The organism is Clostridium chauvoei (assembly GCF_002327185.1).
Lineage (GTDB): Bacteria > Bacillota > Clostridia > Clostridiales > Clostridiaceae > Clostridium > Clostridium chauvoei.
This window is the reverse complement of the sequence record NZ_CP018624.1, coordinates 2125452-2142267: the sequence shown is the minus strand read 5'-3', so window position 1 is coordinate 2142267 and position 16816 is coordinate 2125452. Positions and strand designations below refer to the sequence as shown.

The 16816-nt window shown below is 27.0% G+C and carries 12 protein-coding genes; 10 read left to right on the top strand and 2 right to left on the bottom strand.

All coding sequences use genetic code 11. The annotated features are described in order from the left end of the window. The first annotated feature begins 14 nt into the window (after positions 1 to 14). Both wecB and galE read left to right on the top strand, forming a co-directional pair. Complete coding sequence (gene wecB / locus BTM21_RS10055) at positions 15 to 1127, top strand: non-hydrolyzing UDP-N-acetylglucosamine 2-epimerase (protein WP_079481100.1); 1113 nt, start codon at positions 15 to 17, stop codon at positions 1125 to 1127. A 21-nt stretch (positions 1128 to 1148) separates the two neighbouring features. Continuing rightward, positions 1149 to 2159, top strand: a complete 1011-nt coding sequence (galE, locus tag BTM21_RS10050; protein WP_021874818.1) for a UDP-glucose 4-epimerase GalE — start codon at positions 1149 to 1151, stop codon at positions 2157 to 2159. A gap of 71 nt (positions 2160 to 2230) precedes the next feature. Here the strand turns inward: galE and BTM21_RS10045 are convergent, their stop codons facing one another. Continuing rightward, positions 2231 to 5092, bottom strand: coding sequence for a cohesin domain-containing protein (locus BTM21_RS10045; RefSeq protein ID WP_021874819.1), 2862 nt, complete (start codon positions 5090 to 5092; stop codon positions 2231 to 2233). A gap of 354 nt (positions 5093 to 5446) precedes the next feature. On the opposite strand from BTM21_RS10045, the gene BTM21_RS10040 reads away from it, so the two are divergent. The 5 genes from BTM21_RS10040 (at position 5447) to BTM21_RS10020 (ending at position 12201) form a co-directional block, all read left to right on the top strand. Further along, the gene (locus BTM21_RS10040) at positions 5447 to 6487 is read left to right on the top strand and encodes a metallopeptidase domain-containing protein (protein WP_096145429.1); all 1041 of its coding nucleotides are present in this window, start codon (positions 5447 to 5449) and stop codon (positions 6485 to 6487) included. 35 nt (positions 6488 to 6522) lie between these two features. Further along, positions 6523 to 7980, top strand: a complete 1458-nt coding sequence (locus tag BTM21_RS10035; RefSeq protein ID WP_096145428.1) for a ZmpA/ZmpB/ZmpC family metallo-endopeptidase-related protein — start codon at positions 6523 to 6525, stop codon at positions 7978 to 7980. A gap of 207 nt (positions 7981 to 8187) precedes the next feature. Continuing rightward, positions 8188 to 9630, top strand: a complete 1443-nt coding sequence (locus BTM21_RS10030) for a leucine-rich repeat domain-containing protein (protein WP_079481102.1) — start codon at positions 8188 to 8190, stop codon at positions 9628 to 9630. A gap of 12 nt (positions 9631 to 9642) precedes the next feature. Beyond that, a complete protein-coding gene (locus BTM21_RS10025; RefSeq protein ID WP_021874822.1) occupies positions 9643 to 10983 on the top strand; it encodes a leucine-rich repeat domain-containing protein in 1341 nt (446 codons plus the stop codon). Positions 10984 to 11013: 30 nt separating this feature from the next. Then, positions 11014 to 12201 carry a leucine-rich repeat domain-containing protein gene (locus tag BTM21_RS10020; protein ID WP_021874823.1) on the top strand — a complete coding sequence of 396 codons (1188 nt, stop codon included), beginning with the start codon at positions 11014 to 11016 and terminating at the stop codon, positions 12199 to 12201. 26 nt (positions 12202 to 12227) lie between these two features. Here the strand turns inward: BTM21_RS10020 and BTM21_RS10015 are convergent, their stop codons facing one another. Next, a complete protein-coding gene (locus BTM21_RS10015) occupies positions 12228 to 13685 on the bottom strand; it encodes a transglutaminase domain-containing protein (RefSeq protein ID WP_021874824.1) in 1458 nt (485 codons plus the stop codon). Between the two features lie 327 nt (positions 13686 to 14012). On the opposite strand from BTM21_RS10015, the gene BTM21_RS10010 reads away from it, so the two are divergent. The 3 genes from BTM21_RS10010 to BTM21_RS10000 all read left to right on the top strand — a co-directional run bounded on the left by BTM21_RS10010 (position 14013) and on the right by BTM21_RS10000 (position 16687). Then, the gene (locus BTM21_RS10010) at positions 14013 to 14765 is read left to right on the top strand and encodes a hypothetical protein (protein WP_096145427.1); all 753 of its coding nucleotides are present in this window, start codon (positions 14013 to 14015) and stop codon (positions 14763 to 14765) included. 27 nt (positions 14766 to 14792) lie between these two features. After that, positions 14793 to 15152: a hypothetical protein gene (locus tag BTM21_RS10005; protein ID WP_096145426.1), complete on the top strand. Its 360-nt coding sequence runs from the start codon at positions 14793 to 14795 to the stop codon at positions 15150 to 15152. 71 nt (positions 15153 to 15223) lie between these two features. Continuing rightward, positions 15224 to 16687 carry a glucosaminidase domain-containing protein gene (locus BTM21_RS10000; protein ID WP_096145425.1) on the top strand — a complete coding sequence of 488 codons (1464 nt, stop codon included), beginning with the start codon at positions 15224 to 15226 and terminating at the stop codon, positions 16685 to 16687. The last annotated feature ends 129 nt before the right edge of the window (positions 16688 to 16816 follow it).

Genomic DNA, 16816 nt, shown 5'->3' with positions numbered 1-16816 from the left:
AAGGGGAGAAAATAATGAAAAAGATTAAAGTGATGTCTATCTTTGGTACAAGACCAGAGGCTATTAAAATGGCTCCTCTTGTTAAAGAACTAGAATCAAGAGAAGAAATAGAAAGTATAGTTTGTGTAACAGCACAACATAGAGAAATGTTAGATCAGGTAATGGATACTTTTAATATTAAAGCAGATTATGATTTAAATATTATGAAAAAAGGACAGACGTTAGTTGATATAACAACAAGAGCATTACAAAATTTAGATGTTGTTATAAAAGAAGTTAAACCAGATATAGTTTTAGTTCATGGAGATACTACAACTACATTAGCAGGAAGTTTTGCAGCTTTTTATAATCAAGTTAAGGTAGGTCATGTAGAAGCTGGACTTAGAACATATGATAAATATTCACCTTATCCTGAAGAGGTAAATAGACAGGTTACAGGAATTATAGCAGATATGCATTTTGCACCAACAAATACATCTAAGTTAAACCTTATTAAAGAAGGGAAAAATGAGAATAGCATATATGTTACTGGGAATACAGCAATAGATGCATTGAAGACTACAGTAGATAAGAATTATAAACATCCACTTATAGAGTCATTAGGGAATGATAAGATGATTCTTTTAACAGCTCATAGAAGAGAAAATTTAGGGCAAAATATGAATAATATGTTTACTGCAATTAAAAGAATTCTAGATGAATTTAGTGATGTTCAAGTTGTATATCCCATACATATGAATCCATTAGTAAGGAAAATAGCTAATGATATTTTTAGTGAAAATAAAAGAGTTCATATAATAGAGCCTTTAGAAGTAATAGATTTTCATAACTTTTTAAATAAAGCACACATAATAATGACTGATAGTGGAGGAATACAAGAAGAAGCACCTTCACTTGGAAAACCTGTTTTAGTACTTAGAGATACAACGGAGAGACCAGAAGGGGTAGAAGCTGGAACTTTAAAGTTAGCAGGAGTAGAAAATGAGACTATATATAATTTAACAAAAGAATTATTAACAAATTTAGAATTATATAAAAGTATGTCTGAGGCATCTAATCCATATGGAGATGGTAATTCTAGCAAATATATAGTTGATGCAATTATAAATGAGTTTAATGTTAAATAATTAGTAGATGGGAGGGAGAATATGGCGATTTTAATTTCAGGTGGAATGGGATATATAGGTAGTCATACTACGATAGAACTTTTAAATGAAGGACATGAGGTTATTATTGTAGACAACTTATATAATAGTAATATAGTTGTTAAAGATAAAATTAAAGAAATAACGGGAAGAGAACCTAAATTTTACGAAGTAGATTTACTAGAAGAAGAATCTGTTGATAATATATTTAAAGAAAATAATATAGATTCAGTTATTCATTTTGCAGCTTTAAAGGCAGTAGGAGAATCGGTTTTTATACCTCTTGAATATTATCATAATAATTTAACTAGTACATTAATACTGTTAAAACTTATGAAAAAGTATAATGTTAAGAATTTTGTATTTAGTTCTTCAGCAACAGTATATGGAGAGTCAAAAATAATGCCAATACCTGAAGACGCACCTCTTTCAGCAACTAATCCATATGGTAGAACTAAGCTTATGGTAGAAGATATGTTAAGAGATTTATATAAAGCAGATGATTCACTTAACATAGCTATTTTAAGGTATTTCAATCCTGTTGGAGCACATGAAAGTGGGCTTATAGGAGAGGATCCAAGTGGAATACCAAATAATTTAATGCCGTACATAACTAAGGTAGCGGTAGGAGAGTTGAAAGAGCTTAGTGTATTTGGAAATGACTATGATACTGTAGATGGAACAGGAGTAAGAGACTATATTCATGTTGTAGATTTAGCTAAGGGACATATAAAAGCTTTAGAAAAGCTAAATGAAAATCCAGGACTTGTAACATACAATTTAGGGACTGGAAAAGGATATAGTGTACTAGAACTAGTAGAAGCATTTTCAAAAGCTAGTGGAGTAGAAGTACCTTATAGAATAGTTGGAAGAAGACCTGGAGATATAGCTACATGTTATGCGAATCCGAGTAAAGCAAATGAAGAGTTAAATTGGAATGCAGAAAAAGGGATTAAAGAAATTTGTGAAGATGCATGGAGATGGCAAAGTAAAAATCCTAAAGGATATAATTAAACTATTTAATAAAAGGTATTATAAAACACCTACAAATGTTTAGAAATAACATTTGTAGGTGTTTTTTAGTGTTAATTTAGAACGTTAATAGATTGAAGAGAAACAAATGAGTCTGATGAAGAATCTGATTTTTCACCAGGAACATATATTTCTACTGTATGTTTCTTATTTTCTAAATTATTAATTTCAAATACTTTAAAGTCTGATATAACATTTTCTGAATAAGTATCAATAGCTTGGATAAACTTACCATCAATATAAAGATAAGCTACACCTCTATTAGGAGCTACAACAGAATTCCAAGCAAAACCAGTACCTTCAAAATTGAAATAAATAGATTCATTAGATGTATTAGTATAAGCTTGAGAACCAGCTACATTAGTCCAGTTAGAAGTATAATTAAAAGCTTCATTATCATTTAAATATAATCCAGCCTTTAAAGTAGGTGATTGTAATTGTAATTGTTCAAATACTTCAATATTATGAACAGAAATAAATGAGTCTGAAGAAGATTCAGATTTATTACCTGTAACAACTATTTTAGCAGTGTGAATTTTATATTCTAAATTACTAACTTCAAAAACTCTTGAATCTAAAACAACATTTTCTGAATAAGTATCAACAGTTTTAACTAATACGTCATCAATATAAATGTTAGCAATACCTCTATTAGGAGCTACGATAGAATCCCAAGCAAAACCAGTACCTTCAAATTCGAAAGTTAGAGATTCGCCAGCTATATTAGTATAGGCTTGAGAATCAGGAACATTAGTCCAATTAGAGGAGAAGTTTAAATCTGGAGAAGCGTTGTTATATATACCAGATTTTAAATAATTATTTAAATTCTTATCAAAAACTTCAATAGATTTAATAGAAAGATAACTATCTGAAGAATTATCATTCTTATTACCAGTAACAACTATTTTAGCAGTGTGATTACTATAATCTAAGTTGCTAACTTCAAAAACTTTAGAATTTTCAACAACATCTTGAGAGTAAGTATCAACACTCTTAACAAGTTGACCATCTATATAAATATTAGCAATACCTCTATTAGAAGCTACAACAGAATACCAAGCAAAACCAGTACCTTCAAAATTGAAAGACATAGATTCATTAGGCATATTAGTATAAGCTTGAGAGTTAGGAATGTTATTCCAATTAGAAGTATAATTTAATCTGTCAGTAGTATTATCATATAAACCTACAGTTAAAGGTAAAGATTGAGCTTTATCAAAAACTTCAATAGATTTAATAGAAATATAATAGTCACTTGAATATTGGTTTTTATTATTAGTAACAATTATTCTAACGTTATGATTACCATTATCTAAGTTATTAACTTCGAACGCTTTGAAATCTGCAATAACATCTTGAGAGTAAGTATCAACACTTTTAACAAGATTATTATCAACATAAACATCAGCAATACCTCTATTAGGAGCTACAACAGAATACCATGCAAAGCCAGTACCTTCAAAAGAGAAAGACATAACTTCGTTAGAAGTATTAGTATAAGCTTGAGAATCAGGAACGTTATTCCAATTAGAAGTATAATTTAATCCAGCATCCATATTAGTATGTAAACCTACAGTTAGAGGTAAAGATTGAATTTTATCAAAAACATCTATAGATTTAATTGAAATATAGAAATCTGAAGAAGCATCATTCTTTCTATTAGAAGCAACTATTTTAGCAGTATGTTTACTATTATTTAAATTACTAATTTCAAAGGCTTTGAAATCTGCAATAACATCTTGAGAGTAAGTATCAACACTCTTAACAAATTGATCATCTATATAAACATCAGCAATACCTCTATTAGGAGCTACAACAGAATACCATGCAAAGCCAGTACCTTCAAAAGTGAAAGACATAGATTCGCTAGCTGTATTAGTATAAGCTTGAGAGTCAGGAACATTATTCCAGTTAGAAGTGTAGTTTAATCCTGCAGCTGTATTACTATATGATCCTACAGTTAAAGATGTATTTTGTTCTTTAGCAAAAACTTCAATAGATTTAATTGAAATATAGAAATCTGAAGAAGCTTCAGATTTATTGCCAGTAGCAACTATTTTAGCAGTATGTTTACTGTAGTTTAAGTTACTAATTTCGAAAGATCTAAAATCTGCAACAACCTCTTGTGAGTAAGTATCAACAGTTTTAACAAGTTGATTATCAATATAAATATCAGCGATACCTCTATTAGGAGCTACAACAGAATTCCAAGCAAAACCAGTACCTTCGAAAGTGAAAGACATAGATTCGTTAGTTGTATTAGTATAAGCTTGAGAGTCAGGAACGTTAGTCCAATTAGAAGTATAATTAAAATTAGAATTAGAGTTGCTATAAACACCAGGTGTTAAAGTATCAAAGCTATTAAGTGCTTTTAAGTTTATGTTAGTATCTTCAGAGTTATAATCAATAGCATGTTCATCAGAATTAACTAATTTAACTCTAGTTGTATTTCCATTTAAATCTATACCCTCATTAGAGTTAGATGTTTTTAAGTTTACAGTACCTTCTTTTAATACTTCTGCTTTTATTACAGCAAGAGTACCATTTCCAGAAACCCCATTATTTGCACCAGTTAAAGTGAAAGCTAGATTTGCTTGTCCATTTTTAACTTGATTAATAGGTTCTTGAGCATTATTATTTCCAAATATGTTTCCTTTAGAAATACTTTGAACCTTTAATAAAGATTCATCGTAAACAAAGTCTATAGATCCAGCATATAAGTTAGTAACATCAGATACATTTACAATAATATCAATTATGTTACCAACTTTAGCTTCACCATTTATAGTATATGTAACTTTTGTTTGTGTAGCAGCATGAGTTTTAATAACCCCTAAACCACATAATTGAAACAGAATTGTAATGCATAGTAAAAATGAAAGTTTTTTGAAATTTTTTAGTGTTTTTAATTTCACAGATTGTCCCCCTTTTAAATTAATTATTAAAAAATAGGCATATTACCTAAATTTTTTAGTATGTAATTTATCTATAAATAGTCATTTTAGAGCGTTAATTGTCGAGAAATGAAATTCATAGATATGTATATTTTAATTATAGTATAATTTTATATTTTTTTCTATTAAAATTATAAAAAAAGTACAAAAAAGTTGTATAAAATATGAATAACATAAATTATAACGAAAATTATAATTAAATTTTTAATATAATTAACAAAAAAATATAAAATATTGAATACTAAATGTTAAGATGAGAGGGGAGTAAACGATAATAGTATTAATTAATAATAAGTAAAAATTAGGGGGAATAATATGGATAGAAATAAATATATTAAAAATTTTTGGTCATTTTTCACAGTTATTATTATTAGCATAAATATTTTTAGTCAGTCAATTATTTATGCGCAGGAAATAGAATATAAAGTTGAAGGAAGTATGTTAGGAATTGATGTTTATTCAGCAGGAATGGACAAGCCAACATATCAAAGTACATATAACATTCCAGATGAAATAAATAATATTGTTATATTTGTTAGATTTAAAGGTGAAAAAGAGTTTGTAAATGATAAAAGCTTTTCTGTTATAAATGATATTTACAATGGAAACGATATATCTTTAAAAGAATATTTATCAGACTTAACTTATGGAAGAGTAAAATCAAACACTACTTTTTATCCTGTAGATAAAGATAACAAGCATTACTCTTATGAAGCACCAAATTCTAGAGAGTATTATAAAAGAAAATCATCTACTAACCCAATTGGATATAAAGATGATGGGGAGAGATTTACTAGAGAAAATGAATTGTTATCAGATGCTGCTAGGAGCATTGTATCACAAGTTAATGTTGATGGAGATAAACTTGATTTTAACAAGGATGGTTCTATAGATAATGTAACTTATGTAATAAAGGGATTACCAGAAGGACATGGTGATTTATTATGGCCACATAAAAGCACAATGAGTAATACTACATATATTAATGGAAAAAGCATAACAGAATATAATGTTTTAACCCAGGGTACAGAAAATACAGGAGTTATGGGCAAGTATATGAGGTTAGTTGGAGTAGTTGTTCATGAATTTTTACATACATTCTTTTTCCCAGATTTATATAGATATAGTAGTAATTCTTCAAACCCAGTTGGAAAGTGGGATATAATGGCTGGTACAGCTAAAAATCCACAATTGCCTTTAGCATATACAAGACTTACATATGATGGAACAGAAACAGTGATACCAGAGATTACTTCAGATGGTGAATATAGGTTAAGTCCATCAAATTCAAAAATTAAAGGAGATACAATAGCATATAAAATTAAATCACCATTATCAAAAATCAATACTTCGTAGTAGAGTTTAGAAAAGGTGATGATAAGTGGGATTCAGTGCTAAATATAAATAATCCAGGGTTATTAGCTTATAGAATAGATGAGTCAGTAGGTATTTTTGAAGGAAATAAAATGGGTTATCCAGATCACATTTATGTTTTCAGACCAGGTGTTACATCACCAGAATTAGCTGATGGAAATATAGATGAAGCAATAATTAGTCCAAGCCTTGGCGAAACTAAAATAGGAAAAGCTTCAAGTAGATTAAATTTTGATGATGAAACTTTATACTTCCAAAATGGATCAAATAGTGGAATAGAAATATATGATATTAAATTTACTAATGAAGGGAAATTAGATTTTAAAGTAAAGTTTCCTAAGATAGACGGTGATGGTTCAAAAGAAAAGCCATTTATAATAACAACAGCAGAGCAGTTTAATAACATAAGAAATAATTCAAATGCTTATTATAAATTAGCAGCAGATATAGATATGTCAGAAATAACAAACTTTTCACCTATTAAGGAGTTTAAAGGTGTTTTAGATGGAGATGGACACACAATTAAAAATATAAATATAAATAGACAAGCAGAAGAGTGTATTGGAATATTTAATATTATTTATAAAGGTGCTGTAGTTAAAAATTTAAACTTTAGCAATGTAAATATAGTAGGGAATCGTTTAGTAGGTGGAGTTTCTGAAAATAATAATGGAATAATAGAAAATGTTAAAATTAGCGGGAAAATATCAGCAGATAAGGATTATATCGGGGGATTAACTGAAAATAATTCAGGTAAAATAATAAATAGTATTTCTACTTGTGATGTTATAGGTGGAGATTATATTGGAGGAATAGCTGCTAATAATTATTTTGGAACTATTGAAAATACAATTTTTTCAGGAAAATTAGAAATTACATCAGGAAACAAAATTGGTGGAATAGCAGCAAGAAATTATGAAAAAGAAAGTGTTGTAAAAAATAGCTATTGGGATATAACAAAGTCTTCAGTAGAAGTTGGAGCAGCAGAAGGTGATGGAGCTTTAACAAAGGGTATGATAGGAGTTAAAGCAAATAAAAATATAGAAGTTAACGAGGGAGAAGAGGTAGAAGCAAGTTTTAAATTAGTAGGTGATAAATCAGATATTACATCAATTGATGGAGAATTTTTAATTGAGAATAAAGAAATTATAGACTCTATTAATGTTTTGGAAATATATGATGGAAAGCTTAACTATAAGTTAAAAGCTAATAAAGAAGGTAAGACAAAGTTTACTTATGCAATAAAAGTAGGTAGAAATATATTAAATGTAGATACAGATGTTATTGTAAAAAGTAACTTCAAAAAAGAGGATTTAAATAAGGATAAGATAGTAGATATAGAAGATTTAGCGTTAATATCTTTAAAATATAATTTAACATCTAAAGATAAAGAATGGAAAAGCGAATATGATTTAAATTTAGATGGAATAATTGATATATTTGATTTGGTTAAAGTATGTAAAATAATTAAATAGAAAATCTAAAAAAAAGAGATAAATACTACCAATAAGTTATATATGCTTAAAAAAAATGTCGATTTTTCAAAAAGATTCTTTAAAAAAAACAGAAAATAGGATATAATAACAATTAATTAACAATTTATTAATTAATTGTTAACAAACAGTTTGAAAAAATGTTAATTAATAAATTGTAGTAAAATTTAACGAAAAAGGAGAGCGTATATGACGAAAAAATTATTACTTAAAATACTTACATATTTAATGTTAAGTATTAGTATACTACCAGTTTCAAATACCTTTGCAGAAGAATTGAATCCAAAAGTATTTGAAGGAAAAGTAGTTCAAGAAGAAGTAAATGAAGGTGTAAGAGAAGGATATGTAGATGTTCCAGATGTTAGTTTGAAAAAAACAATGAATAAGGCAATTGGACAAAGAGAAGACGCTGATATTCCAAAAGCAAAGTTAGAGAAACTTACTCAGCTTTATACAAGATTTAGTGATATTTCTAATTTAGAAGGTATCCAATATTGTACTAATTTAAAAGAGTTAAATTTACAAGGTAATGAAATAAAAGACATTAGTTTATTAAGAAATTTAAAAAACTTAAAAGTATTACTTTTAAATGGAAATCCGCTACAAGATATAAGCGTATTAACTGAATTACCTAATTTAAGAGAGCTATATTTAAATGCAGTTCCTATAAAAGATGTAACTGAGTTAGGCAAAATAAAGAATTTAAGAGAATTATACTTAGCATATAGCTCAGAAATAAAAGACATAGCTCCATTAACAAATCTAAAAAATTTAAAGGAGTTAAGTATAAGAGGAACTTCAGTAAAAGATATAAGTCCATTACAAGAGCTACCTGAGTTAAGACACTTAGATTTAGCTAATAATAGAATAGATAATTTAGAAGTTATAAATAAATTAAAATTTTTACGTTCTATAAATTTATATGATAATGGATTAGAAAATATTGATATGTTAAAAAACTTAAATTGGCTAGAATGGGTAAGCTTAGAAGAAAATAACATAAAAGATTTATCACCTCTTAAAAGTTCAAAATATTTAATGGGTTTATCAGCAAATAATAATAACATAGAGGATATATCATCACTAAAAAATTTAACTAAATTATTTTCATTAGATATATCAAATAATAATATATCAGATATTAGTGTTTTAGATAGCTTATATAGCTTAGAAAGTGTTAAATTAGAAAATCAAAAAATAACTTTAAAAAATAAAGAAGTTAATGGAAGGTTAATATTAGAAAATCCTATTAAATCTATAGATGGATATGAAGAAGCTAAAAATTTATCAAATGATGGACAATCAGTTAAAGCAAATAAATATTTAACATGGAACAATATAAAAGATAACAATATAAATAATCTATCTTTTAACTTTAATAAACAATTTAAAGTTAAAGGAGAAAAGAGTGTTTTCTCTGGAACAGTAGTTCAGCCACTACAATTTAATGCTAATGCTTTAAGAGTAGAAGACATAAATAAAGATAAGTCTATCGATATAAATGACTTAGCAAACTTAGGAATACATTACAATAAAAAAGACATAGATGAAAATTGGAATGAAGATTGTGACTTAAACAAAGATGGAATAATTGACATATTTGATCTAGTTATAGTTTCAAAGGAAATGTAAGGAGAATAATTGATGAAAAAGAGATTGACAGCAGTTATAATGACAGCAATACTTGGAACTTCTTTACTTCAACCAACGGTAAAAGTATTTGCAGAAGAATTGAGACTACAAGAATTAAATGTAAGAGAAGGATATGTAGATGTTCCAGATGTTAGCTTAAAAAAAGCAATGAATAAAGCAATTGGACAAAAAGAAAATGATGATATTCCAAAATGGAAGCTAGAGAAATTAACAGAACTATATGCTATGTTTACTGATATTTCTAATCTAGAAGGAATACAATATTGTACAAATTTAAAAGAATTAAATTTACAAGATAATAAAATAAGTGATATTAATTTATTAAAAAATTTGAAGAAATTAAGAACCTTATTTTTAAATGTAAATCAAATAGAAGATATAAGTGCATTATCAGAATTATCTAATTTAAGAGAATTATATTTAGGTGGTAATAAAATAAGCAATATATATCCATTAAGAAATCTAAAAAGACTACAGGATCTAAGTTTAGGTAATCTTCTAGTAAAAGATATAAAACCATTAGAAGAATTAGATTCATTAAAATATTTAGATTTATATGAGAATAAAATAGATAATTTAGAGGTTATAAGAAATATAAAAGGATTACTTTCTATAGATTTAAGTGAAAATGGATTAAAAGATATAAATGTCTTAAAAGGGTTAAAGAACTTAGAGTGGATAAGAGTATCATATAATGAAATAGAAGATTTAACCCCAATAGAGGATATAAAAGATTTAAAGGGATTAGATATAGGAAATAATAAAATTAAAGATATATCAGTATTAAATAAATTTAGTACATTAGAATTATTACATATGTCTAATAATAATGTAGCAGATATAAGTGCTTTAGCTGATTTATATGAATTAAAAAGAGTAAAGTTAGATAATCAACAAATAACTTTAGAAAATAAAGAAGTTAACGGAAGATTAATATTAGAAAATCCAGTTAAATCTATAAATGGATATGAAGAAGCTAAAAACTTATCAAATGATGGACAAGCAATCAAAGCAAATAAATATTTAACATGGAATAGTATAAAAAATAATAATATAAACAATCTATCCTTTAATTTTAAGGAGGAACTTAATATTAATGGGGAGCAAGTTACCTTCTCTGGAAAAGTAGTTCAACCAGTAGAATTTAATGCGAATGCTTTAAGAGTAGAAGACATCAACAAAGATAAGTCTATAGATATAAATGACTTAGCAAACTTAGGAATACATTACAATAAAAAAGACATAGATGAAAATTGGAATGAAGATTGTGACTTAAACAAAGATGGAATAATTGACATATTTGATCTAGTTATAGTTTCAAAGTCAATATAAATATAAATTATAATATAGGAGGAGTATTATATGAAAAAAAAATTAATAGCAGGAATGATTGCATTAGCAATAGGAAGTTCTTTTATGTTACCAACAGTAAAGGTGTTAGCAGAAGAAGTAGAGGTTAAAATACCAGAATATAATGCTATTTCAAGAGAAGGATATGTACAATTTAAGGATGTTAATTTAAAGCGCGCTATAAATAAATATTTACGTAGAAACTTAGATGGAGAGTTAACAAGACGTGAATTATCAAAAATGACAGAGTTATATTTGAATTTTTCAGATATATCTGACTTAGATGGAATACAATATTGTACTTCATTAACAACATTAGAACTACAAGGTAATAAGTTAACAGATATAACTCCATTAGGTAGCTTAAAAGAATTAAGGCAATTAGCTATAAATCTAAATCAAATAGAGGATATAAAGCCTCTTGAAAACTTAACAAAGTTACGTGACTTATTTATCAATATGAATAAAATAAAAGATATAAAGGCGCTAACTAATATTAATAATCTTTCATATTTACTTATGGAAAATAATATGATAAGTGATTTAACACCTTTAAAAGGAAAAGAGAATTTAAAAGCATTTTATGCTGATAATAATCAAATAGAAGATATATCTGTATTAAAGAGATGTCAATATTTAGGTGGGGTAAGCTTAGATAATAATAAGATAAGTGATTTAACTCCATTAAGTAATTTAAAAGAATTAGAGTACGTTTCAGCAGTTAATCAAAAGATAACTTTAAAAAATGTAGAAGCTAATGGGAAATTAGTAATAAAGAAGCCTGTAGGTTTCTTTAAGGACAAAGGTAAATTTAAAGACATATCAAATAGTGGTATAGCTAATGGAACAAATACTGCTATTATGGTAAACAATGTAAATGATAATAATATACAAGAATTAAAATTTTCTTTTGAAGAAGAAATAAACATAGAAATTAAAGATAGGGAAGAAAGAAACATACCTGATGAAAAATGTATTTTCTCAGGGGAAGTTGTTCAACCTATAACTTTTAATGGTAATTTACATAAAATAGAAGATATAAATAAAGATAAAAATATAGATATACACGATATAGCCGCTTTAGGAGTTAAGTATAATTCAACGGAAAACGAAGAAGATTGGAATGATAATTTTGACTTAAATAAAGATGGAATAGTAGATATTTTCGACTTAGTTATGATTTCAAAGGAAATTAAATAAAAAGACAAGCTTAGAGCTTGTCCTTTTTATTGCATAGCTTTAGATATAGGTACTAAGTCAAATATATCTATAAAAGCATTATTGTTTAAATCATATTCAGCTTTAAAGTCATTATCGCTTGAAGATAAATTATATTTACTAGCAACAAGAGATAAATCTAAAACATCAACTTCACCATCATTATTAAGATCTCTAACATCTTTTACTATAGCTTCAGGAAGATCAATAAGCTTTGTACTATTAACTCCATTAGAAGTATATTCTACATTAAGTTTATTATCCTTAAGATACATAGTTGAGAATCTACCATCAAAAGTAAATACATCTTCAGAAGTATTATCTTTTAAATTTAATTTAGATATTTTATATGTAGGTTCAGGTGCTGGTACAAACCAAGTATAAGAAGTTGAGTAGATGTAATTATCATATCCAACTAGATTACTTCCAGTGAATTTTGAAACTTCTGTTTTAATATCTTCACCTTCTAAATTGCTAGATAATAATTTTTTACTATTAACATAATATAATCTATCATCTAGTCTTGTAAGTTGATAAGATGGAGTAGTTCTTAAATAGCCAAATCGAGAACTTGTCCCAACAGGGTAATCGGATTGAACCCACTGGTGAGATTTAGCCATTTCTGCATTTGTAAGGTTGAAATAAGAATAGTTAAGTCTATTACTTTCAGGAACTGGATCGTCCCAAGTTATATCTAATTGATAATATTCTCCATCGATTTTTACATAGTTCCAAGCATGATGCATTTGATCACTTACAATAACACCACATTCAACACCACATTCATTTAATAAAAGTTTAGCAGCTTTAGAGTAACCATCACAAACAGCAACTTTATTAACTAAAGCACCATAAGCAGTATGTGAAATTGCAGGAACAGTATTTTTACTAAGATTTTCTGCATCATAAGTACAATTTTGAGTTAAATAATCATGAACTATAAATTCTTTTTTTAATTCACTATAAGAATCATTTATTAAATTGTTTTTAATATAAGATACCTTATCATTAAGCTCAACTTTCATAGTATTAATAGTAGGAGTATCATAAGCATATTTCACTAATAAAGAATAGCCAACAATTTGATTATTATAGTTCAGAGAATAACTGTAGCTTATAGAATTAGTGCAGTAAAAGATATCTGGATGTTCAGCTAATACCTTGAAAAATAAGTTAGCTGCCATATTTAAATCGTTATTCATATACATACAGTATCTACTTAAGTCTATAGTAGGTTGAACATTTTTTAAACCGTTATAAATAGCAGTTTTAATTAATTCGTCTACAGCATTATTTGAATATAAGTTGTCCATAGTTACTTCACCATTAAAAGTTTGGTATTCATCCATAACTAAAGTACCAGTATGAACTTCCAATTCCTCAGCAAAAGTAGGAATTGTTAAGACTAAAAAGTTTAAAAATAAAGTAAATGTTAGAATTTTAGATAAGTTTTTAATTTTAATCATCCCCTCTAAATTTATTAATACATTTATTATACATTAAATTCAAACTAGATTAAATATTTAATTAAAATTAATACAAAATATTATGTGTAAATACATAATATGATATAATTATAGTAAATGTATAAATTTTAATATATAATTATAAGAAATAAAGGAGAAAATTATGAAAAAATTATAAGTTTTTTAATAATATTTTTAAGTATATTTACAACTAAAGCATTTGCAGTAAATGATGCTTCAGTTAATTTTGATATCGAAGGACAAGCTAAAGTAGGAAATGAAATTACAATAAACATAAATGTTGATAACGTAACAAGACTTTATGCTATGTCAGTTAATTATATTTATAATCCAGAAGAAATAAAAGTAAAGTCAATTGAAGGTGCTGGATTAATAAAAGAAAGCAAGGACAATTGTGTTGAACTTGGTGGTGATACTGCTAAAGATGGAAATAGAGCAGTTTACCAAATGACTTTTACAGGAAAAGTAGATGGGATAACAGGTTCAGGGAATATAGTTAAAATAAAAGCAGATGTATTAAAAGATACAGATTTAAAAGTAACAAAAGATAATATGGATGTAAAATTAATAGGTGTTAATGAAGCTTATGAAGTTTCAAAGATGCCATTTAACTTCAATGATAAGTCAAAGCCTCAAGATGAAAAAAAGGGGGAAGAAGCTACAACTAAAAAAGAGGATGAAAACAAAAAAGACGATTCTACTAAAGAAGAAACTAAAAAAGTAGAAACTAAAACAGTAGAAAATGTTTCAACTTCAAAGAAACCAAGTTTATATAAAAAAATATTAAGCTTTTTAGGATTAAATAAAGAAGAAAAAACTCAAGTTGAAGAAATAGCAGAGGAAAGCCAAAATAGCGAAGAAAAAACATCAGAAGAAAATAAAAACAGCCAAGAGAAATCTGAAGAAGCTAAAAATGATGAAAAGAAGCCAGAAGAAAAAGCCTTGGCAGAAAATAAAGAAGAAAAGAAAATAGCAATAGGAACAGAACTTGCAATATTAGCAATAGTAATAGTGGTAGCAACAACAACTATTATAATAAAGAAAAGAAAAAATAAATAAACATATCAAATAAAAGGAAGTATAGTTATGAACAGATTAAAAAAATGCTTATCATTAGCATTGGCTATTATGATTATAATACCAAGCATTAATGTATTTGCTCTAGATGATACAAAAGAAGACAGTAAAGAAGGAACAATATATGGAGAGATAAAAGTAGGAGATTTAGAATTTTTTAGTCCAAACTATGCACAAGCTGAGAAAGAAGAAGTAAGAAAGAAATTAGAAGAATCAAGAAATATAAAGCTTTTAGAAAAAGAAACTACAGCTAACTTTGAAGTTGCATTAGCTTATAGTGACGGAAGCTATAAATATATGGACAAAGCAGATACTGTAGAGGATGCAATAAAAAAAGCAGAAACTTTAGAAAAAATAATGAAGAAGTAAAAGAATATCAAGGAACAATAATACCAGCAGTAATAAATGCTGGAGGAGAAGTTGTTTATTCAACTAATTCCATGGGAAGAGTATGGAAGCATATTAATAAGCAACCAGATAAAACCAACAATAATATAACACTTGTATATTCAAATCCAGAATTAAAAAAAGAATTTACTTATATAAATCATGGATATATAGATGATGTGCCTATTATTGAAGACAGAGGAAATTCAGCTAAGGTACAAATAAATGGTTACAATGGGTGGTTAAATAAAAATCAAAACTCAGATAATTATGATTTAGTTGTAGTTCCTATAAACCAAGTAACAAATCCAAGTTGTTATCTAGTTAAAAATGGATATTTATATCATTTCATATCTAATAATATGACTTCATGGAATGGAAATGGTAATTCAATAAAAATAGGATTAGCACCATCATATTTAGAGCCAAATAAAGATTATTATAGCTATGATGGACACTATTTTTATGAAGGAAGAGATATACAAGAAGGATTAAATAAGTTAATAACAGATTTAAAAAATGATACTAAAGAAAATTCAATAAATCCTAATTCACCATATTATAGTTATTATCAGTATTTACCTTTTAGAACAAGGACAAGCCATACAGCAGAGGAAATAAATGCTTTCATAAATGCTGCAACTAAACCTACAAGTAAGTTAAGAGGTTTAGGAAAAGTATTAATAGAATGTCAAAATAAATATGGGACAAACCCTTTATTAATACTAGGTTTAGCCATGAATGAATCAGGAAATGGAGACTCACCTATAGCACAAAAAAACAATAATTTATTTGGAATTAAAGCCTATGATTTTGATGCAGCAGGAAGTGCAGATTCATTTGCAACACCAGCAGACTGTGTAAGAGAATTCTGCAAAACATATATCTCAAGAGGATATGCAGATCCAGCAGACTATAGATATTTTGGTGGATACTTTGGAGATAAACAACTAGGAGCAAATGTAAAATATGCATCAGATCCATTTTGGGGAGAAAAAGCAGGACAACATGCTTTTAATATAGATTCATATTTTAACTTAACAGATTATAACGGATATCAACTAGCTATTTACACTGGAGTTAATAAAGTTACAGATGATAGAGGAAATCTTTTATATGATATAAACCCAACAGTAAGTGGATGGGGTGGATATAAAGGAAATATAACCGCATTAACTTACAGAGAAACTAATAACTTAGGATTATATGAAATGTTTCCAGAAAGAACAGATCCATTAAGCAACGGTAAATATAATGGAGATTATCCTTGGAAAAATAGAGGTTTTATAAGACCTTCAAATGTTCAACTTATAAATGAAGTAAATACACCATTTATACCAGGGTACAATAAAGAAGATATAGATAAAAATGATGAAATAAATATAGAAGACTTAGCAAAAATTTCTGTAGACTATAATAAAAGTAGTGGAGAACAAGGCTTTAAAGCTTATTTAGATTTAAATAGTGATGGAATAATAGACATATTTGATTTAGTGAAAGTGTCAAAAAGTTTATAAGATTAAAAGAGGTATTGGAAATGAAAGATTCATTTCCAATATCTCTTTTTTACAAAACGGATTATTTTATATTAAAAAAGAATGAAATATTTAAATTTATTATGTAAATCAAGAAAATCATAACAAAAA

Bases quoted from the DNA above. Each gene is read 5' to 3' on its own strand.
- BTM21_RS10015 (WP_021874824.1), bottom strand. From the start codon at position 13,685: ATGATTAAAATTAAAAACTTATCTAAAATTCTAACATTTACTTTATTT.
- BTM21_RS10020 (WP_021874823.1), top strand. From the start codon at position 11,014: ATGAAAAAAAAATTAATAGCAGGAATGATTGCATTAGCAATAGGAAGT.
- BTM21_RS10040 (WP_096145429.1), top strand. From the start codon at position 5,447: ATGGATAGAAATAAATATATTAAAAATTTTTGGTCATTTTTCACAGTT.
- BTM21_RS10025 (WP_021874822.1), top strand. From the start codon at position 9,643: ATGAAAAAGAGATTGACAGCAGTTATAATGACAGCAATACTTGGAACT.
- wecB (WP_079481100.1), top strand. From the start codon at position 15: ATGAAAAAGATTAAAGTGATGTCTATCTTTGGTACAAGACCAGAGGCT.
- galE (WP_021874818.1), top strand. From the start codon at position 1,149: ATGGCGATTTTAATTTCAGGTGGAATGGGATATATAGGTAGTCATACT.
- BTM21_RS10030 (WP_079481102.1), top strand. From the start codon at position 8,188: ATGACGAAAAAATTATTACTTAAAATACTTACATATTTAATGTTAAGT.
- BTM21_RS10000 (WP_096145425.1), top strand. From the start codon at position 15,224: ATGGGAAGAGTATGGAAGCATATTAATAAGCAACCAGATAAAACCAAC.
- BTM21_RS10010 (WP_096145427.1), top strand. From the start codon at position 14,013: ATGTCAGTTAATTATATTTATAATCCAGAAGAAATAAAAGTAAAGTCA.
- BTM21_RS10005 (WP_096145426.1), top strand. From the start codon at position 14,793: ATGAACAGATTAAAAAAATGCTTATCATTAGCATTGGCTATTATGATT.